The sequence below is a fragment of the Exiguobacterium sp. S22-S28 genome (genome assembly GCF_043359615.1).
Classification (GTDB): Bacteria; Bacillota; Bacilli; order Exiguobacteriales; family Exiguobacteriaceae; genus Exiguobacterium_A.
This window is the reverse complement of sequence record NZ_JBHFFC010000013.1, coordinates 13,244-32,249: the sequence shown is the minus strand read 5'-3', so window position 1 is coordinate 32,249 and position 19,006 is coordinate 13,244. Positions and strand designations below refer to the sequence as shown.

At 44.6% G+C, this 19,006-nt stretch carries 17 protein-coding genes and 1 tRNA gene; 8 read left to right on the top strand and 10 right to left on the bottom strand.

What is annotated here, in order from left to right:
- Window positions 1-34: 34 nt before the first annotated feature.
- Both ACHA8N_RS03265 and ACHA8N_RS03260 read right to left on the bottom strand, forming a co-directional pair.
- Entirely contained in the window at window positions 35-1,522 is a 1,488-nt protein-coding gene (locus ACHA8N_RS03265) for a phytoene desaturase family protein (RefSeq protein ID WP_393964693.1), read from the bottom strand.
- A gap of 22 nt (window positions 1,523-1,544) precedes the next feature.
- Window positions 1,545-2,090: a methyltransferase family protein gene (locus ACHA8N_RS03260; protein ID WP_393964692.1), complete on the bottom strand. Its 546-nt coding sequence runs from the start codon at window positions 2,088-2,090 to the stop codon at window positions 1,545-1,547.
- A gap of 234 nt (window positions 2,091-2,324) precedes the next feature.
- On the opposite strand from ACHA8N_RS03260, the gene ACHA8N_RS03255 reads away from it, so the two are divergent.
- Window positions 2,325-3,137 (top strand): D-alanyl-D-alanine carboxypeptidase family protein, encoded by an 813-nt coding sequence (locus ACHA8N_RS03255; protein WP_393964691.1) that lies wholly within the window; start codon window positions 2,325-2,327, stop codon window positions 3,135-3,137.
- 92 nt (window positions 3,138-3,229) lie between these two features.
- Window positions 3,230-3,706 (top strand): DUF456 domain-containing protein, encoded by a 477-nt coding sequence (locus ACHA8N_RS03250; RefSeq protein ID WP_026833904.1) that lies wholly within the window; start codon window positions 3,230-3,232, stop codon window positions 3,704-3,706.
- Window positions 3,707-3,748: 42 nt separating this feature from the next.
- Here ACHA8N_RS03250 and ACHA8N_RS03245 read toward each other — a convergent pair whose 3' ends face one another.
- Entirely contained in the window at window positions 3,749-6,865 is a 3,117-nt protein-coding gene (locus ACHA8N_RS03245) for an efflux RND transporter permease subunit (protein WP_393964690.1), read from the bottom strand.
- Between the two features lie 173 nt (window positions 6,866-7,038).
- On the opposite strand from ACHA8N_RS03245, the gene ACHA8N_RS03240 reads away from it, so the two are divergent.
- Window positions 7,039-7,111 (top strand) — tRNA-Val (locus ACHA8N_RS03240).
- A gap of 94 nt (window positions 7,112-7,205) precedes the next feature.
- Here the strand turns inward: ACHA8N_RS03240 and ACHA8N_RS03235 are convergent.
- The gene (locus ACHA8N_RS03235) at window positions 7,206-8,228 is read right to left on the bottom strand and encodes a PTS sugar transporter subunit IIC (protein WP_393964689.1); all 1,023 of its coding nucleotides are present in this window, start codon (window positions 8,226-8,228) and stop codon (window positions 7,206-7,208) included.
- A gap of 337 nt (window positions 8,229-8,565) precedes the next feature.
- On the opposite strand from ACHA8N_RS03235, the gene ACHA8N_RS03230 reads away from it, so the two are divergent.
- Window positions 8,566-8,724: a hypothetical protein gene (locus ACHA8N_RS03230; protein WP_393964688.1), complete on the top strand. Its 159-nt coding sequence runs from the start codon at window positions 8,566-8,568 to the stop codon at window positions 8,722-8,724.
- Window positions 8,725-8,773: 49 nt separating this feature from the next.
- On the opposite strand, the gene ACHA8N_RS03225 is transcribed toward ACHA8N_RS03230, so the two are convergent.
- From ACHA8N_RS03225 to ACHA8N_RS03210, 4 genes are all read right to left on the bottom strand, one after another.
- Window positions 8,774-9,055: a hypothetical protein gene (locus tag ACHA8N_RS03225; protein WP_393964687.1), complete on the bottom strand. Its 282-nt coding sequence runs from the start codon at window positions 9,053-9,055 to the stop codon at window positions 8,774-8,776.
- 76 nt (window positions 9,056-9,131) lie between these two features.
- Entirely contained in the window at window positions 9,132-9,692 is a 561-nt protein-coding gene (locus ACHA8N_RS03220; RefSeq protein WP_393964686.1) for a TetR/AcrR family transcriptional regulator, read from the bottom strand.
- Window positions 9,679-11,952, bottom strand: a complete 2,274-nt coding sequence (locus ACHA8N_RS03215) for a YhgE/Pip family protein (protein WP_393964685.1) — start codon at window positions 11,950-11,952, stop codon at window positions 9,679-9,681. Before ACHA8N_RS03215 ends, ACHA8N_RS03220 begins: the two co-directional genes overlap by 14 nt.
- Window positions 11,953-12,152: 200 nt before the next feature.
- Window positions 12,153-13,118, bottom strand: coding sequence for a quinone oxidoreductase family protein (locus tag ACHA8N_RS03210; RefSeq protein WP_393964684.1), 966 nt, complete (start codon window positions 13,116-13,118; stop codon window positions 12,153-12,155).
- 100 nt (window positions 13,119-13,218) lie between these two features.
- On the opposite strand from ACHA8N_RS03210, the gene yidD reads away from it, so the two are divergent.
- The gene (gene yidD / locus ACHA8N_RS03205; RefSeq protein WP_393964683.1) at window positions 13,219-13,485 is read left to right on the top strand and encodes a membrane protein insertion efficiency factor YidD; all 267 of its coding nucleotides are present in this window, start codon (window positions 13,219-13,221) and stop codon (window positions 13,483-13,485) included.
- Window positions 13,486-13,553: 68 nt separating this feature from the next.
- Here yidD and ACHA8N_RS03200 read toward each other — a convergent pair whose 3' ends face one another.
- Window positions 13,554-13,943, bottom strand: a complete 390-nt coding sequence (locus ACHA8N_RS03200) for a tautomerase family protein (RefSeq protein WP_026833895.1) — start codon at window positions 13,941-13,943, stop codon at window positions 13,554-13,556.
- A 63-nt stretch (window positions 13,944-14,006) separates the two neighbouring features.
- On the bottom strand, window positions 14,007-15,491 hold the full coding sequence (locus tag ACHA8N_RS03195; protein ID WP_147512263.1) for an aldehyde dehydrogenase family protein: 1,485 nt from the start codon (window positions 15,489-15,491) through the stop codon (window positions 14,007-14,009).
- 196 nt (window positions 15,492-15,687) lie between these two features.
- Between ACHA8N_RS03195 and ACHA8N_RS03190 the strand changes: the two genes are divergently transcribed.
- The 3 genes from ACHA8N_RS03190 to ACHA8N_RS03180 all read left to right on the top strand — a co-directional run bounded on the left by ACHA8N_RS03190 (window position 15,688) and on the right by ACHA8N_RS03180 (window position 18,967).
- On the top strand, window positions 15,688-16,893 hold the full coding sequence (locus ACHA8N_RS03190; protein ID WP_393964682.1) for a DUF2254 domain-containing protein: 1,206 nt from the start codon (window positions 15,688-15,690) through the stop codon (window positions 16,891-16,893).
- 63 nt (window positions 16,894-16,956) lie between these two features.
- Window positions 16,957-17,439 (top strand): DUF456 domain-containing protein, encoded by a 483-nt coding sequence (locus ACHA8N_RS03185; protein ID WP_393964681.1) that lies wholly within the window; start codon window positions 16,957-16,959, stop codon window positions 17,437-17,439.
- A gap of 142 nt (window positions 17,440-17,581) precedes the next feature.
- Window positions 17,582-18,967, top strand: a complete 1,386-nt coding sequence (locus ACHA8N_RS03180; protein WP_147512260.1) for a hemolysin family protein — start codon at window positions 17,582-17,584, stop codon at window positions 18,965-18,967.
- Window positions 18,968-19,006 lie beyond the last annotated feature (39 nt).

The window sequence follows — 19,006 nt, the reverse complement described above, 5'->3', positions numbered from 1 at the left end:
CCCTTAAGGGACGATCTCCTGTTTTTATTAGTTGTCACGCTTTGACGGGATTTTCATGTTTCTGGATTAAATCAGCTGTGAGCTGACCAGACAATGTGACCATCGGTACGCCTCCGCCCGGATGCGTCGATCCGCCGACAAAATAGAGTCCTTCGTACAGATCACTTTTCGATGGAATTTTGAATCCACCATTCTTTTTCCGGTCAGCAGCCACTCCATAAATCGAGCCGCCATTTGGACCGTACAGCGATTGTAAATCTTCCGGTGTGAAACGGTATTCGAACTCAATCGCTTCACGTAAATCCGTTACCCCCATGCGTTCCAGCTTGTCGAGAACAACTTCGCGGTACGCATCCCAATCGGTTTCTCCACCTTGTTTCGTCAGTGGCGGAACGTGTGTCAGGACAAACAAGTTATCCTTTCCTTCCGGTGCCTGCGAAGCATCGGATTTAGACGAAACACCGACATAAATCGTTGGATCTTCCGGCGGTACACCTTCCTTGAACATTTGCGCGAATTCACGCTCCGGATCGTCGGAGAAGAAGAAGTTATGGTGCTTCAAGTCTTTATATTCCCGATTAACCCCGAGTAACAGGACAAGACCCGAGACAGATGGAACAAACGATTGATTTAGTTTTTTAGCCTGTTTTGGTCCTTTTTTGTCAGCAACGAGACGCTCATACGTCGGAATGACCTCGAGATTCGACACGACGACATCAGCCGGATAGAAAGTACCATCTTTTGCTTCCACGCCAATCGCGCGTTTTCCTTCCGTAACGACCCGTTCAACCGGTGTGTTGACGTGAACCGTCACACGAAGCTCATCGAGGACTGTTTTCATGGCACGGGCGATATTATACATGCCGCCTTTCACGTAATAAATACCAAGCCCCATCTGGACATAAATCATTTGATTGAAGACAGCAGGTGCTTCGTACGGATTGGATCCGACGTACATGACCATATAGTTAAACAATTGTTCGAGATACTTGTTATTGAGATGTTTTTTCGTACCACTTGCAACGGTATTAAGCGGATCCATCTTCAGTAATTCCGACATCGTGTGGTATTTTTTTAAATCTTTTAAGTCTTCGAGACTATATTTATAGAAGCTGTCTAAGCAGAGATCATACATTTTTTTCGAATAGCTGAACAGTTCGACGAAGTCAGCTTGATCAGAGACCTTCTTAAACTCTTCGAGCATCCCCGGCAAATCGCCTTTGACATCGAGCTGTGTCCCGTCTTCGAAAAATGTCCGCCATTGCGGTTCGATTCGTTCAATTTCTAAGTAATCGTCCAGGCGACGATGCACACTCGTAAAGAGCTGTTCGAGCACCCAAGGCATTGTCAAGATAGATGGACCGGTATCGAAGGTGAACCCCTGACCGCTCCGTTGGTTCAACTTCCCGCCAACATTTCCGTTTTGCTCAAGCATCGTGACGTCATATCCGTCTCCTGCGAGGCGAATTGCGGCGGACATACCTGCTAAACCTGCTCCAATGACTACAGCTTGTTTTTTCAAAAAAATCACATCTCCTTATGTCTTAGTAAATGAACGGAATTAATCGTTTTCTTTTACGTGCCCATGCAGTGTAAGCCGGTCCGAAGCCTTCGGTTAACAGCCGTTCTTCGATTCGAATGCGGTGCAATAAAGCAAAAAACATCAGCACTGTCGCGAATAACGTCAATATCAGGTGTCCGAAGTACAAGGGAAAGCCGGCCGTGATGAAAAGTAAACCGGTGTAAAGTGGGTGGCGCAAGGCACGATAAGGACCTGTGCTGACGAGTTGATCTCCTGAGTTGACAGTGACATGTCGTGTGAACTGATGCTTCAGATGATATATGCCCCAGTAACGTAAAAAAACACCGAGAGTTAATAACAGCAGTCCAATTTGTTGCGATAAAACATGAGATTTGGATGGAGCAAGTAAAATGGAAAAGATAATGGTGCCGAGCAAAGTAGCTAAAATCCAATAAAAGCTTCGTCGTTCTTCGAGTGGAGAAGGTTCCTTCTGACGATTTCGAAAAAGTAACAGTTCGAGTAACCAAAGAAGGGAGATGATGATGAAACCAACATCTAAAACAGTCATAAAGATTCTCCCCCTGACGGACCATAATCATTATTTAAAGAAAACGCATACAACGAATCTTTACCCATATGGATTAAAATTCAATCCTTTTGTAATGCCTATTTGACGTACAATCCACTAATTAATTCATTTTGATTACACCCTGACTAAAAAATGGTGAGGTCTTGAAAGGAATGGTATTCTAAATATAAAAACTGATTCCCTTGTTTTTGAAAAAAGGAGCTTATAGAAAATATGACAAAAATGAAGCGAACGATGGTGATCGTCCTCTCCGCTACGGCAACAATTGCTAGTTTTTCACAAGTAGCGGAAGCTTCGACTTACCGCCAAGCGAAGACGCAATTGAATCTTCGTACAGGTGCCTCGACAGAGAATAAAGTCGTTACGGTCATCCCGACTTCAGAATATGTCACTGAGGTCAGTCGACTTGGAACTTGGTCGAAAGTCCGTTACGGGACCAAGACAGGATATGCCAGTACAAAATTTTTACTGACAGATCAACAAATCGGCGGATTACGTATCGGGAAGACGTTGGTTGTTAATCCAAATTTGCCGTTACGTTCCACATATGCTCCAGGGGAAAGTCCAATTGCGCGGGCAGCCTTTGAAAAAATGAAACTCGCTGCTAAACAAGAAAAAATCACTTTAGTTGCATTTAGTACATACCGTTCTTATGCCTATCAGAAAGCCCTGTTTGACAAGTATGTGGCACGTGACGGTTTTGAAAAAGCAAGTACGTACAGCGCACAACCCGGGAAAAGCGAGCATCAGACAGGACTTGGTTTTGATATCGGCGGAGCAGACTCTTCCAGATATGCCAAGTTCAGCTTCTCGAGCACAAAAGAGGCAAAATGGCTGGCCGCTAATTCCTATCGCTACGGTTTCCATCTGCGTTATCCGCTCGGTAAAGAATCATGGACCGGCTATACGTATGAAAGTTGGCATTTTCGTTATGTCGGGGCGACGCTTGCTGCTCAATTGAAAGTGAGCGGCTTGACGATGGAAGAATACTACAAGTTGGAACCGGGGAAACCGATGACGCCTTAACAGGTTTTGTTTCAAGCGACGAATGGTAAATAAATGGTGTGTCACTCATCGTCAAGGGTTGCGGTCTGTCTTTTGTGAAAGAGGTGGAAGCTGTGGCTAAAAAAGAAGAGAAGCATCATATCATTACCTTTACATTCGAAGAAGAGGCGACATCGTATCAAGTGTTCAGCGAACTGAAAAAGTATCATGCCAACGGTCAAGTTGATTTTGAACAAATCGCTGTCATTAAACGAAGTGAAAGCGGGGCGTTTTCGTTTGAAGATGCGGTCGATTTAAGCGGCTCCAATAAAGCCTTCAAAGGTTCCTTGATTGGGATGGCCGTCGGGATTCTCGGAGGACCGTTCGGCATTCTGTTAGGCTCGATGACAGGGATGTTGATTGGCGGCTCGAAGGATTTAAAAGAAAATCAAGCCGTCCAGGAAACGTTTAAACGCACACTCGGTGTGATTCCACCCGGAAAAACAGGAATCATTGCGATTGGTGAAGAATTTGAACCGTCTGTACTGGACGGTCTTGTCGCTAAACATAATGGAACGATTGATCGAACCGATGAAGTACTTGAAAAATAATCAAAAAAATCCTTCCCTCATAAATGAGAGAAGGATTTTTTGTTAGGACTGCTGTTCTTTTTTTACTTTTTTGAAGAAGAACAGTTCGTAGACGACAGGGACAATGATCAACGTCAAGAGCGTTGAAGTCGTTAATCCACCGATAACCGTCAAGGCGAGACCTTTTGAAATCAATGTGCCGGATGACGTAGTGAGTGCCAGCGGAACAAGGGCCATGATGGTTGCGAATGCTGTCATCAAGATTGGACGAAGTCGTGTTTTACCGGCTTCGATCAACGATTCGCGGATCGGTAAACCACGTGTGACATTTTGTCCAATCCGGTCGACAAGTACGATGGCATTGGTCGTTACGATACCGATGAGCATCAAGAAACCAATCATGACACTGACGGATAACGGCTCATTTGCCAAGAACAAGGTGACGAGTGAGCCAATCGGAACGAAGATGAGCGATGACAAGATGATGAACGGAATCCGTGCTTTTCCGAACGTAATCAGCATCGTCAAGTAGACAAGTCCGATGGCGACGACGATGGCAATACCAAGTGATTGGAAGATTTCGACCGTATCGTCGTTTCCGCCACCACTCGTTAAGGAAACACCGTCTGGCAAGTCGATTTTTTCGACAGCAGCTTTAACGTCACTTGAAACCGTTTGGACGTTATCGCCCTTCACTTGCCCAGAAACGCGGGCGTACACTTTGCCGTCCAGTTTCTGAATGGATGTGAACGTCTCGACTTCATTTACCGTCGCAACCTCTTTTAAGGCTACAGGACCAGTTGCCGAGAACAACTGTACGTTTTCAAGATCTGCTTTTGATGTCAAATCTTCTTGGTAAGACAATTGAACGTTTTGGTCTTTATCGTCGAGGTTAAGCGTTCCGACGGTAACCGGTTTGGTTTGGTCGTTGACCGTACCAAGAATCTGGAAACCGGATAAACCACGATCACTTGCTTTTTCAGGATCAATCTCAACGAGGAACTGTTTCTGTTTCTCGCTGAAGTTATTCGTGACGTATTTCAAATCGTTGTTTTTAGTCATGTTATCTTCAACGAGTTTTGCTGCTTTTTGGAGCGCTTCTAGATCAGTCGAGAACAAATCAACATCCACATTGTTGTTCGATGGCGGACCACCTGTCGACAGTTCAGCAACACTGATTTTGACATCGACATCGTCTTCTTTTGCGATATCCTCCATTTGTGTTTCAAGGGATTTAATTGTCTTTTCGACATCAGCTCCGTCTTTTAAGTTCAAGAAGTAGCTGGCTTTGTTATCAAGTCGCAAGCCGGTCGTGAAATCACGGGCTCCGACGGATGTCGTGACATCAGCAATCGCTTTTTCCTGATCGAACATTTTTTCCATGTTGAGCGAAACATCACTCGTTTTCTCAAGAGATGTTGCAGCCGGCAGTTCAAGCGAAGCCGTCAATGTTTTGGAAGCTTCGTTTGGAATGAACGTAAACCCAAGTTGCGGTACGATCGCAAGTGAACCGCCAAGCAATAAGAACGAAACGACGAGAATAATCGCTTTGTGCGACAGTGATTTTTCAATCAGTTTGCCGTACCAACGTTGCAAGGCACCTTCTTTTTCTTCAGCAGGTACTTTTTTGAAGGCGAATTTCGCTAAGATCGGCACAATCGTGATCGCAACGAGAAGCGAAGCGAGTAACGAGAAGATGATTGTCAAGGCGAATGGCAGGAAGAACTTCCCTGTGATGCCACCGACAAACCCGATTGGTAAAAAGACAACGACGGTCGTCAAGGTAGAAGACGTGATGGCTTTTAAGATCTCTTTCGTCGATTGCTCGATGATTTCATTCGTCATACCTGACTCTGATTTTCGGACCCGCCGGAAGATATTTTCGATGACAACGATACTATCATCGACGACACGACCGACCGCAACCGCCATACCACCAAGGGTCATGATATTTAACGAGATGTCCTGCCAGTTCAAGAAGATCGCCGCAATTAAAATCGACAGCGGGATTGAGACGATGGCAATGATGGTCGCTCGGATGTTTCGTAAGAAGAGGAGGACGGCAAGAGAAGCAAACAAAGCACCGAGTAATCCTTCTTTTACGAGAGTAGCGACTGACTCCTCAATGTCTTTAGCGGAATCGATGCCAATCGTATAATCGATTTGATCATCATATTTGTTCAAGATGTTTGTGACACCATCTGCAATTTCAACAGTGTTCGCATCTTGTTTTTTCGTGATGGCCATCGATAACGAATCTTTTAAGTTGTAACGTGTTTTTTCACTTTGCTCGGAAACGGCTTCGATTTTTGCGATATCTCCGAGACGGATTGGTTCTGCTGGTTCTGCTTCTTCTGGTGCACCCGTTGTACCCGGTGCTTCGGACTCTGAACCGGATCCTCCTGTAGGAGGACCTGATGGAGCGCCTGTTGCTGGACTTGACGCAACAGAAGATGTCAGCTGGAGATTTTTTAACTTATCTAAGTTTTCCAGCTTTTCTTCGACCCGAATCGGGATTTTTGAATCACCTTCTGCAAGTTGACCAGATGGGAACGATACATATTTGGCATTGATTTGTTCTTTGATGCTGGTTAACGACAATCCGGCAGCGGTCGCTTTTTTATTGTCGACAGTAATCTGGACCAGATCATCTTTGTAGCCACCAACAGAAACACTGTTGATGCCGGGAATTTTATTGAGTTCTGGTTCGATTTCATCCTTTAATAGAGATTCAATCTCTTTTCCATCTTTACTAAAGAAGGAGATGTTGTAGATCGGGAACGAACCAAATGAAAAACGATTTAACTTTGTTGTTGCTTCTTCCGGAAGATTGGCATCCTGAATGGCAGCATCGATTTGTTGTTCGACTTTGTCCATATCGGTATCAAAGGGGAATTCAATATTGATGATTCCGATACTTTCGTAAGCAGAGCTCGTAATTTTAGTGGAACCCTCGATTCCTTTGAGTGCGGTTTCCAGTTTTGAAACGACTTGCTTGTCGACATCATCTGGAGATGCGCCTGGGTAAACAGCTTCTACAGAAATTTGAGGAAATTCGATTTCAGGAAACTGATCTACTTTGAGTTGAGTAAACGAATACACGCCGCCTAAAATTAAAAGAATGGCAATAATAAACACGGCAACGGAGTTCTTCAAACTAAATCTTGTTAGAAAATTCAACGGGTACCCCTCCTTTATTTTATATGTGCTTATTTACATAGTAGAGGACGAAAGAAAACCCTGCAACTTTGAACTGTTACCGCAGAAGAAAAAAATAAAAGAAAATCATAAAAAATACTTTACAGATTTCAATATGTTGCTATAATAAACATATACCCAGTACGACATCACATGATTCTGTAGCTCAGCTGGGAGAGCGCTACCTTGACAGGGTAGAGGTCGCTGGTTCGAGCCCAGTCAGAATCATACCAAAATCCCGTTCATCTTTTGATGAACGGGATTTTTTTTGTATAAAAAAAGCTATTCCTTCATTAACAATGAAAGGAATAGCAACTGAGCCTTATTGAATCTCTAAACGAAGATCGCCCATTTTTGTCCAACCGGCCATCGTCGTCATCCGGTAAAAGACGAGCGTCAAAATACCGGGAAGAAGCACGCCGGTTGCGAAAAAGACAAGGAAGGCATTGAATCCTTGATTGACGAAGATGTTAAGCGGCGCGATCATCGAATTTAATCCAAGACCGGCAAGCTCATAAGGGACTTCGAGTGAAAGAACAAGTGTTGCAATTGGCGCGGAAATCATCGCGGCTAGGAATGGTGCGACGACAAGGCGCGGATTTTTAACGATGTTCGGGAACTGGACTTTTGGTGTGACGAAGAAAGAAGCAATCAATCCACCGGGATCGGTCTGACGATATGCCATCAACGTAAAGCCGACGAACTGGGCGGAACAACCGATCAAAGCAGCGGCGCTGGCGACGGGATCGAGCTGAAGAGCAATCGCGAGTGCAGCCGATGATGCGGGTGACATCAATAAGACACTAAAAATAAGGGCGATGACAAGTGAAGTCGCGATCGGTGAAGATTCGACTGACGCAGTAACCATGGCACTGAATCGAGTGAGTAACGGTGTCGTGACAGCAGCAGCAGCGAGACCAGTAAAACCACCGGCAAGGACAGCGCTGACCGGAATAGCCATCATATCGAATTTTGTTTTTCCGGTCATTCGTTTTCCGACGAAGACAGCAACGGCAGCAGCGAGCAATGCACTGATTGGTTGACCCGGCACGAGGACAAGCCCGGCGTCCGTTGGCTGAAGTGCCGCTCCGCCAATCGTTGCGGCAATCATGGAACTGAATAAAACAAGTGTATTCCCGCCAAGTTGATAAGCGATGCCGGCTCCGAGTGCCGGGGCAAGTAAGACTTTGGCGACACCGCCAATCGTGAGTAACATCTCAATATGTAATAAGTTGCCGAACGTTTCAATCAATAATCCTACCCCTAACGTCACTAACACGGCATTCGCCATACCGGCAGACACTTTCACCATTCGATCCATCGCATATTCCTTCAATTCACTCATCCTCTCTCTATTTTGTTTTGCCATAAAAAAAACCTATCCGTTATCGGATAGGCGCCATCATTCCTGCGGGCGCCTCATTCGATGCATCGAAAGAAGGGCCCAAAATCAATTCCGAAAATCAACGGAAAAGGTTTCAGTCCCTCGAACATAGAATAATCAGTCGGCCAGCAATTTGTTGTATATACATAAGATGATGCTCCTCTCAATGAATTTTTCTAAGCCTAACACGGTCAGGATGAATAATCAATATTTTCTGACAACTTATTCCCAAAGATTTTTTTACTTTAAAAGAGGGAAAAGTGAGAAAGACCATCATACTTACAATGGAGGCGTTTTCATGAAGTTCGCAGTCATTACCGATATTCATGGCAATGCCGTAGCAGTGGATATTATAGAAGTCGCATATGACGACCGACCTTGTCTTGAAGCGATTAATGCTGCACCGACGCCCGAAAAAGAACTGTTGCGGAAACTATTTCTAGGTGGAAGAACATGAAAAAGCGATCCGCTGGACGACATACGGATCGTTTGATCGGGAACTTACGTCATGATAAAAAAGAACTTACAAAAATAAGACCTACAGGGACGGCAATAAGTAAAAGTCCGATGATTCGTTTCGCACGACTTCGTTTCCACTGAAAGGCGAGTGAAAGAAATGGAGATAAGAGAAATCCGACAAATACAGTAATCAACGTCAAAATAAAGAACAGAAAGTCTGTCTTGGAACTGGTACGGGTATACGATTTCCACATGTCGACGAGCGAGACGATGACGTATACCAGTAAAGCCAACGTGAACAGGAAATTAGACAGTAAAAGTTGAGACAAATAAAACACTCCATTCCAATATGATTAGGAATCCATAACGCAAAACAGCCTCTCCATACATCGAGAGGCTGTTTCATTATAACAATTTTAACATCGCTTGACTGATTGTTTTTAAATCAAGTGGAGGACCAATCAACGGCCAGTCGGAAATCAAGGCAATATAGGTCTTGAACAACAGAAAAGCAGTGATTTCAACCGGAACATTCGGTGAACGTTTCTCCAGTTCAAGACGTGTTTCGAGCAGATTCTTGATATATTCAACGATGTGTTGCTCAATCCGGACGCGCAATTCAAACATTTCCTGCAATTTCAACGTATGGGTTTCTTGTATGATTTGCAAAATGAACAAATGTTGTTGCTGATGATTAACGATTGCGTCAATCATCGCCTGTTTATTTTCCTCGATTGAAGCTGTTGTTGCATAGGCATTTTCTGCTTCTGCTTTCATATCCTGCAGAACGCGCGTGACGAGCGATTCAAATAAATCAAGCTTACTTTCAAACAGTTGATAAACAGTCGGTTTTCCGACATGAGCGCGTTTCGCGATGCGTTCGATGGTCGTTCCTTTATAACCAAGTTCTGAAAAACAAGCCATCGCAGCATCTAAAATTAGATGTTCCTTATCAGACAGTGTCATGGCGTTTTCTCGCTTTCGTCGAAAGAAGAATTCGTTTTCCACCTAAAGCACCAGCAAAGCTGATAGCAAGAGCAGAAAACAGAATCAGACCAAGAACCTGACTGTTAGAAATCAATGTATCGGTGACACCAATTCCAAGTGCTTCACGGAAACCTGTGACCGAGTACGTCATTGGTAGGAAGCGGTGAATTGTTTGGAAAAAGGCTGGTGTCATTTCGACCGGGAATGTCCCGCCGCTTCCACCGATTTGCAGTAATAAGAGTAAGAATGCAGTGAATTGTCCAACCCGACCGAAAAGCATTGTTAACGTAAAGAGCAATGTAATGAACGTCATGCCTGTCAAGGCGGCAAAGCCGTATAAAGCAGGAGCGCTTGCGACGTCCGCATCCAGTACATAAATGATGGCGACTGAAGCAGCAATTCCTTGTAACGCACCGATTGGTAAGATGATGGACAGTTTTCCGACGAGGAAACGCCATGTCAACGTCTCACCATGTTCGGGACGGATTTGGTAAACGGAAGAGAACATCAAGGCACCGGCAAATAAAGCGATGCTGAGGATGTAAGCCGCAAGACCGGATCCGTAGTTATTGACAGTAGAATAATCATGTTCCTTTAAGACGACTGGTTCAGCCAGCATGTTATCCCGATCATTGGATGGTTTGACAGTAGCATCCTTAGCTCCTTTACCGAGTTCTGTTTTCAAGGTGTTGGCGCCATCAACGAGTTTTGAGTTCCCATCCGCGAGACGAGAAGCACCGTCCGTTAATTGTCCTGCACCGGATGAAAGAGAGACCGCACCGTCGGATAATTGACCAAGTGCTGACGTCAATTTGTCGGATGCCGTGCTCGCGTCATTCGCCCCCGTCGCCAGTTTTTGTGAACCGGCTGTCAATTGGCTGCTTCCGGCAGCTGCTTTACGAACACCGTCTGTATAGGCGGTCAAACCTTGATTGAATGCGATTTGACCTTGTTCTAATTGTTTTGAACCGGCAAGCAGTTGAGCTTGACCATCATTTAGTTGCGAAACAGCAGACGCGATATTTTGACCACCGACAGCAAGTTGATTGATTTTGTCTGTTGCATCGTTTGCTTGGGCAAGGCTTGCATCAAGTGATGATTCTTGTTGGGCTAAATTTTGTACATTTTGTTCCATCGTTGCGATGGATCCTAGCAAGGTATTTTTTTCTTCTTCCGTTAAGGTTTCGGAAGAAGCGATGACTGCTTTGATATTAGCGACATTTGCTTCAAGTGCTTCACGACGCGTGCTTAAATCTTGTTTTAGCGTATCTGCAGCATCGTTGACAGCAGCCAACGATGCATTGGCTTCCTGAGCACGGGCATTCAGTTGATCAAGACCTGCTGTAAATGCAGGCAGTTTACGATTGAGTTCGCTTGTACCAGCAGCGGCTTTTTCGGTTCCCGCACGTAACTTAGTTGCACCTGTTTGTAAATCGGCAGCACCTGCATTTAGTTTATTGCTGCTGCTATCCAGTTGGTTGAGACCACTTGATAGTTCACCGGATTTTTCTGCGAGCGTTTGTGTTCCGTCAGTAAGTGTGTTCAAACCGGTTGAGATTTGAGCAGAACCCTCATTCGCTTTCGTTAAATTCGTCGATAGAGTATTGGTTCCGCTCGTCAGTTTTCCGAGATTGGTCGTAAGTGTTTTAGCGCCGTCAGTCGTTTTTTTGGCACCGTCCTCGAGTTTAGCAGAACCTTCGGAAGCATCTTCGAATCCTTTGGCGATTTTTTTGAGTGATCCAAAAATCGCACTGCTGTATTGTTTGGTGACAGATTTACGGATTTTTTCGTTTAATTGTTTGGCAGCAGCACTGGAAACCTGCGTACCGGAATAGTTTTTGGCTGGATTCAGATAATATTCCAGCTCGATTTTTTTCGGATGATCGTCAAGTAACGTAGTGGCATTGTGTGAGAATTTTTTAGGGATGACGACTGTCATATAAATATCACCAGCACGCAGTTGTTTGGCTGCTTCTTTACGTGAAAGATACTGCCAGTCAAAGTCATCATTCTTTTTCAGTTTTTTAATGAACTGATTTCCGATATCAATTTTTTCTCCCTCGAATTTCGTCGCCTTGTCTTCATTGACGACAGCGACTTTAATATTTTCTGTTTTACCGTACGGATCCCAGAAAGCGGACAAAAAGATTGAATTGTAAAGAAACGGGACGAGAATAAGTGCAAGAATCACGATGATCATCATCGGACTTTTTAATTTTTTCCATTCTGAGCGAAACATAAATCAAATCTCCTTCTTGAAACTAAAAACTAATTTAAGTTTCTGGTTTTGATGAGATTTACTCTACGCTTTTTTAGGAAGAAATGCAACTACTTAAGCTAATGAATTTCTGAGAAAAGAAATTGTCTCTCGTTTGTAATCATTTCACGCGAAAAAAGCACTCAACCTATGTCTGGTAAGTGCTTTGCCGTTAAATACGATCAAGGAATCATTAAAATTTTTCCAGTGCTCTGGCGTCCTTCCAAATAATCATGGGCACGTTTTCCGTCTGACAGAGAGAATGTAGTAGGGTGAGCGACTTGTAAATGACCGGATTCTACCCAATTGAATAATTCACCGGCACGACGGACCCGCTCTTCTCGTGTCGTCAAAACATTCCACAAATCGCCGCCTGTCAAGGTTTTAGAGGTGTCCATTAGGAAACGGGGATCTACAGGTGCCGGATCACCGCCGGCCATGCCATAAAAAACGACCGTTCCATGTGTTTTCGTCGCTTGAAAACTGTCCATTAGGGTGGAGCCGACAGATTCATAGACGACGTCGACTCCCTGTTGGTCCGTCAATGTTAGAATCTGTTCCACCCAATCATCCGAGTACAAAAAAACATGTTCAGATCCGGCCTTTTTGGCAATCTCTGCTTTTTCTGTCGATGACGTCAAGCCGATTGGGATAGCTCCATGTAACCGAACGATTTGCGTCAATAATTGACCGACTCCACCGGCGGCTGCATGAATCAACACCAGATCACGCGGGTGGATATCATAACTGTCCCGTGTCAAATAGTGCGCGGTCAATCCTTGTAATAAGATAGAAGCAGCTGTTTCATAAGAAATCGAATCTGGTAACGGAATGACTTTATCAAATGGTGCCACGACGAACTCGGCATTGGCATTCGGAACATCGGCGAAGGCGACCCGTTGACCGACCTGTAAATCCGATACAGTGTCTCCGAGTTTGGTAATGATGCCTGCCCCTTCATAGCCCAACAGGTAGGGTGGCGTTCCCTCTAAATGATAATTTCCTTTACGACGATAGATGTCGGCAAAATTCAGACCGATGGCTTTCATCTCAATCAATACTTCATTTGGCCGAATTTCAGGCGTCGGATGTTCTTGATAGGTCAGGACACTGGAATCTCCGAAGGAGCGAAACGTAAGAGCCTTCATAGGTACACTTCCTTTTTAGTAGTTGTCAGAAGTAGTATAATTCACTCAAACAGAAAATCCTTTTGATATGCGTTAAAGTTAGGAAAGAAGGTGGGGAAAAATGAAAAAAATCATGCTTGGTGGTATTCACTTTTATCAGAAAGTGATTTCACCGATGAAACCGGCGACGTGCCGATTTTATCCGACGTGTTCTCATTATGGCAAAGAAGCAATCGAAAAACACGGCGCCATTAAAGGCGGTTATTTGACAACCCGACGATTGATGCGGTGTCAACCGTTCCATCCGGGAGGACTCGACTTTGTACCGGAGAAATTTGACTGGAAAGCACCGTTGCAACGGCAGAACCCAACGGAACATCAAAAGTAAATGAAAAAGGAGTCTAAACTCGGCATACGCTCAAGTTTAGACTCCTTTTGATAGAGGAAAAAAACGTTTCACAGATCGCCTGTTAAAAATTGTGCTTTGCCGAGACCGAAGCTCCAATCTGCAGCGTCATTTTCAACAATGGAAACCATTAAATCACTTGGCGCCAATCCGCATACGGCTTCTAGCCGCTCAGCGAGTAAACGGTAGAGTGCCTGTTTCTTTTCCTCGGTTCGTGTCTTACTCGTCACACTGATCAGGACGACACGATTCGTCCGTGTGAGTCCAAGACCGGTATCTTGGATGACCATTTCGTTTGCTTTGTGGGTATGAACGATTTGATAGCGGTCCCGTTCCGGCACATCAAACGCTTCGAGCATCGCTTCATGTGCTGTATCGAGTAATAACTTTAATTCTTCATCCGAGCGTCCTTCGATGACATCAAAACGAAGTAATGGCATGTTACATCTTCCTTTCATATGTAGAAGTACGGGAGAACCCGTACCTCATGTCGTAAGATTATCTTATTCGAAAAATGGTTTGTATTGACGGCGTTCGTGCATGACAGATAACCATTGTACCGTCGAGAACTCTTCGAGGACCCATTCTCCGTTAAAGCGGCCAAGCCCTGAATCTTTTTCGCCGCCAAACGGCATGTGTGGCTCATCGTTAACCGACTGATCGTTGATGTGGATCATGCCTGTTTCAACTTGAAGCGCAAATTCTGTTGCCCGTTCAATAGAAGAACCGTGAACAGCACCACTTAATCCGTAAGGAAGTGAGTTTGCGAGTTCAAGTGCTTCTGCATCATCTTTGAATGGAATGATGACAGCGACCGGTCCGAAGATTTCGTTTTTAGCGAGCGGCATATCATTTGTGACACCAGTGACAACAGTAGGTGCGATGACGTTACCGTCTGCTTCACCGCCGACACGAACCGTCGCACCAGCTGCTTTTGTTTTTTCGATTTCTTCCATGATGCGATCAACTTGTGATTGATTGATCAGCGGACCAACTTGTGTCCGACCGTTTGAAGGGTCACCAAACTGAAGTTCTTTGACACGAGCGACATATTTTTCTACGAATTCATCGTGAATCGATTGAGCAACGAGAATTCGGTTCGTTGACATACAGATTTGACCTTGGTGATAGAATTTGCTGTAAACAGCGGATTCAACGGCGCGATCCAGATCAGCGTCATCAAGAACGACGAAGACATTGTTTCCGCCGAGTTCGAGTGCTGTCTTTTTCAAATGTTTCCCTGCTAGCTCACCGATATGGCGACCAACTTCCGTCGAACCTGTGAAGGAAATCAAACGTGGGACCGGGTGCTCGACGATGGAGTCGCCGATTTCTGATCCGCGACCGACGATGACGTTTAAGACACCTTTCGGCAGACCAGCTTTTTCGAAGAGACTGGCAAAGATCAAGCCGCCTGATACCGGTGTATCGGTTGCCGGTTTAACGACGACCGCGTTTCCGATTGCGATAGCCGTAGCAATCGAACGAACGGCAAGGTGGAACGGGAAGTTCCACGGGCTGATGACACCGATGACACCAAGTGCCTTCCGATAAATCCGATTTTCTTTGCCCGGTACAACCGACGGCCGGATTTCACCGTGCATCCGTAACGGGAAAGTCGCAGCTTCTTTAACGATTAAGACAGATGCGAGGAATTCACCTTCTGCTTTAATCCGTGTACTGCCGGATTCTTTAATCAGCCAGTCAATGATTGTTTCTTTTTCTTCGTACATGACTTTTAAAAATTGTTCGATGAGTCCTTGGCGTTTCAACGCTGGCACTTTTGCCCATTCTTTTTGAGCAATTTTCGCAGATTGATAAGCATCATCCAAGTCGTCGTTGTTTGCTGCTGAAATCTCAAATAATGTTTCACCTGTGAAGGGATTTGTGTTTGTCATATTGCTGTCGCTTGCGCCTTTGCGCCACTGACCGTTAATAAAAATCTTCGTGAAATCTGTATGGATGGTTGATTCTGTTTGCTGTTGCATGGATATTCATCTCCAATTCGTTTTTGATAACAGTTAAGTTATTCACGTTATGTGGAGAAGTAAAACACAAACTTACACTTTCACAAAATGAATTGACTCGGCAAGTTTTAAAAAGATAAATTGAACACGTTTTACTAGATGAAGAAACAGGAATTAAAAAATATAGCGGTATATTTAAGAGTGGAGTGATTGAAGCATGCAGAAGTTGAAGTTATTGTATCGAGAGACAAATTGGTGGTGGCCTCTCCTGTATGGTGTAGGGGGAGCGTTTTTGACAGCGATGGTTCTGGTCGTCGATTTATACGCAAAAGAGTTGTTCCCGAAGGATTGGAAAACGACACTCGGGCTGGCACAAACTATCCACAGCGCTGTATTTACGGGATTGCTGACGATGATGACATTCACGTTCTCGACGATTTTAGTCGTCCTGACGACCTATTCATCCCAATTTTCACCCCGGACGTTACCGAATTTCATTGAGAACCGGCAAGTGCAACACATCTTTGGAATTTTTATCGGGACCGTCACCTATTCGATCACGATGCTGTTTTTCATGCGTCCGTCGTTGAAAGACAGCGTCGTTGCTTCTGCCGTCGCAGTGATCGTCGTCTTGATCGCCGTCATTGCGTTTGTTGCGTTCATCCATATCGTCAGTCAATCGATCCGCGTTACGACCTTACTGGATCGTTTACATGAAGAAGGATGTACGCTGATTGACGAGCAAATCAAAGCGGTGGAAGAGGAGCAACACCAATTGTTACCGGATAAGCAGACGGATTATTCGTTTAATCTCACGGCTTCGCAAACCGGTTATTTACAGGCCATTGACTCCGAATTATTAATGAAATCAGGTGGGCATGTCACCATTGATGTGGCGATTGGAAGCTACATCACGCAAGGGCAACGGATTGGCAGTGCCGAACAAGAGGATGTGGAGCAAGGGATTCTCATCGGACCGACGCGTTCAGCAGAACAAGATTTCCCATTTGTGATTCAAAAGCTGTCAGAAGTAGCGCTTCGGGCGATTTCACCCGGTATCAATGATCCGAATACGGCGCGCCATGCGATGCGGCAAATCGGTGACTTATTCAGACGTTACGCCGTGCTTCCAGATGGTAATCTTCTAGTAAAGGGGGAAGGTTCTGTTACGGTCAAGCGGCTCTCATTTTCTGAACTGTTGTATTTGACGTTTTATCAACTCCGGCATTACGGCGAGGAAGATATCTCAGTCCTTGCCACGATGCTTGAATCGCTCGAAATCATGAAGCGGAATGCGTTACCGGAACACAAGGCAAGCATTGACCGGTTCGTTCCGTTTGTTTGTTCGGAAATCGACTGGTCCGGACTGAACGAGTGGGATCGGAAGCATTTGGAACAGGCTCAGAGGAGGGCACTTTCATGAAACCTCTGGGAACGTTTTAACGTAATCAAGAGAAGAAAGAACACTAGAAAGTAGGAGATTGGCATGACCATCATATTATGGAGTTTGATTGCAATTTGTTTTTTAGCTGCGTTCGCAGGACTTGTTTATCCTGTCATTCCAAGTGCACCGTTACTCGTCATCGGATTTTTGATTTATGGATTCGGATTCGGTTTTACTGAGTTGACTGTCAGTTTCTGGATCATTCAAGCAATCTTTATCGTCTTGTTGTTTACACTGGATTATTTGGTAAGTTCTTATACCGTCGATCGGCGAGGCGGCTCACAGGCTGCCAAAATCGCGACGACTGTCGGTTTGATTACAGGACCATTTATCCTTCCCGGAATCGGATTATTGATTTTCCCATTTGTATTCGCCATTTTGACTGAAAAAATCATTAGTAAAAAGACGTGGAAAGAGTCCGTTTCTATCGGAATCGGAACGGTGCTTGGTATTCTTTCAAGCGCTCTTCTCAAAGGGATTGCCATGCTCTTGATGGTTGTTGTTTTTATCATGTATGTCGTCTGATCAAAAAGAAGCATTGTCTGCAAGTACACATTTTGTGAGAGTTCCGTTATAGTATGAATATGAAAAAGTAGAGAAGCTTGTTCCCTAAAACAAGCTTCTTTTTGATGGAAGAGACCGGTGCCTCAAGCGTCGGCTTAATTAAATGGAGGTGAATCCCCTTAGTTTGGGGAAACGATTGGACAGTACACATGCAGTGGAAACATTTGATACAACAACGATTATCATTCGGCTTTTGATTATTGCACTCTTAATCGTATTGACTGCCTTTTTTGTCGCAGCAGAATTTTCAGTTGTCAAAATGAGAATGTCCCGAATCGATCAATTGATTACAGAGGGCAGTAAAACCGCCAAAACAGCTAAAAAGTTATTGGAAAATCTGGATTATTATTTATCTGCATGTCAGTTGGGTATTACCGTAACGGCGCTTGGACTGGGATGGTTGGGAGAGTCGACGGTGGGAGCTATTCTCGCGATGGTATTTAAAGAGATTGCGCTTCCGGAATCCGTTTCGACCGTTGTATCCTTTACGTTAGCTTTTTCTGTCGTCACGTTTTTACATGTCGTTCTTGGCGAACTTGCACCAAAATCATTGGCGATTCAAAAAACAGAAGCCATTACGATGCTCCTTGCACCACCGCTCTACTGGTTCGGAAAAGTGATGAAACCTGTCATTTGGCTACTCAACGGATCCGCTCGAGTTTTCTTGCGCTTGTTTGGTGTCGAACCGGTCGGACATGAAGATGCCCACTCGGAAGAAGAGATTAAAATCATCATGACCCAAAGCTACAAGAGTGGTGAAATCAACCAAACCGAGTTGTCTTACATGCAAAATATCTTTTCGTTTGATGAACGGATTGCGAAAGATATCATGTTGCCGCGGACGGATTTAATTACTATTTCAAATGATGCCACGATGCAGGACATCATTGCCTTGGTAGAAGAATACCAGTTCACCCGTTATCCGGTTGCGGAAGAGGGCGACAAAGATAAAATCTTAGGATTCATCAACGCGAAACAGTTGTTTACGGATCATATGGCGAACAAAGGTAAGGCATTGAGCTATTATGTTCACAACCTTCCGATTGTCTCGGAATACTCTCCATTGCAAGATGCGATGCTGAAGATGCAAGTCGAACGCACACCGATGGCTCTTGTCATCGATGAGTATGGTGGGACAGCCGGTGTCATCACGATGGAAGACATTTTGGAAGAAATCGTCGGTGAAATCCGGGACGAGTTTGATAAAGATGAAAAAGCAGATATCGAACAGATTCATGAACGGTTATATCGGATTTCAGGTCGTGTCTTAATTGATGATTTGAACGAACGCTTTAATCTCGGGATTGAAGAAGAAGATATCGATACGATTGGTGGCTGGGTGATGGCACAAGATACGGAAGTATCGAGTGGACAAGAATTCCGCTATAAAAATCATACGGTCAAAGTGATGGAAGTCGACAACCATCAGGTCAAATCAATTTACTTGCAGTTACCTGAAAAAGAACCCGTTACTGAAGAAATCGTTTGAATGTAAGGAACAGGACTACACTTCGGTGTGGTCTTTTTT

Excerpts from the sequence above, each read along its gene's own strand:
- ACHA8N_RS03260 (WP_393964692.1), bottom strand. The coding sequence starts at position 2,090 with ATGACTGTTTTAGATGTTGGTTTCATCATCATCTCCCTTCTTTGGTTA.
- ACHA8N_RS03255 (WP_393964691.1), top strand. The coding sequence starts at position 2,325 with ATGACAAAAATGAAGCGAACGATGGTGATCGTCCTCTCCGCTACGGCA.
- ACHA8N_RS03235 (WP_393964689.1), bottom strand. The coding sequence starts at position 8,228 with ATGAGTGAATTGAAGGAATATGCGATGGATCGAATGGTGAAAGTGTCT.
- ACHA8N_RS03230 (WP_393964688.1), top strand. The coding sequence starts at position 8,566 with ATGAAGTTCGCAGTCATTACCGATATTCATGGCAATGCCGTAGCAGTG.
- ACHA8N_RS03220 (WP_393964686.1), bottom strand. The coding sequence starts at position 9,692 with ATGACACTGTCTGATAAGGAACATCTAATTTTAGATGCTGCGATGGCT.
- ACHA8N_RS03215 (WP_393964685.1), bottom strand. The coding sequence starts at position 11,952 with ATGTTTCGCTCAGAATGGAAAAAATTAAAAAGTCCGATGATGATCATC.
- ACHA8N_RS03210 (WP_393964684.1), bottom strand. The coding sequence starts at position 13,118 with ATGAAGGCTCTTACGTTTCGCTCCTTCGGAGATTCCAGTGTCCTGACC.
- yidD (WP_393964683.1), top strand. The coding sequence starts at position 13,219 with ATGAAAAAAATCATGCTTGGTGGTATTCACTTTTATCAGAAAGTGATT.
- ACHA8N_RS03200 (WP_026833895.1), bottom strand. The coding sequence starts at position 13,943 with ATGCCATTACTTCGTTTTGATGTCATCGAAGGACGCTCGGATGAAGAA.
- ACHA8N_RS03195 (WP_147512263.1), bottom strand. The coding sequence starts at position 15,491 with ATGCAACAGCAAACAGAATCAACCATCCATACAGATTTCACGAAGATT.
- ACHA8N_RS03190 (WP_393964682.1), top strand. The coding sequence starts at position 15,688 with ATGCAGAAGTTGAAGTTATTGTATCGAGAGACAAATTGGTGGTGGCCT.
- ACHA8N_RS03185 (WP_393964681.1), top strand. The coding sequence starts at position 16,957 with ATGACCATCATATTATGGAGTTTGATTGCAATTTGTTTTTTAGCTGCG.
- ACHA8N_RS03180 (WP_147512260.1), top strand. The coding sequence starts at position 17,582 with ATGGAGGTGAATCCCCTTAGTTTGGGGAAACGATTGGACAGTACACAT.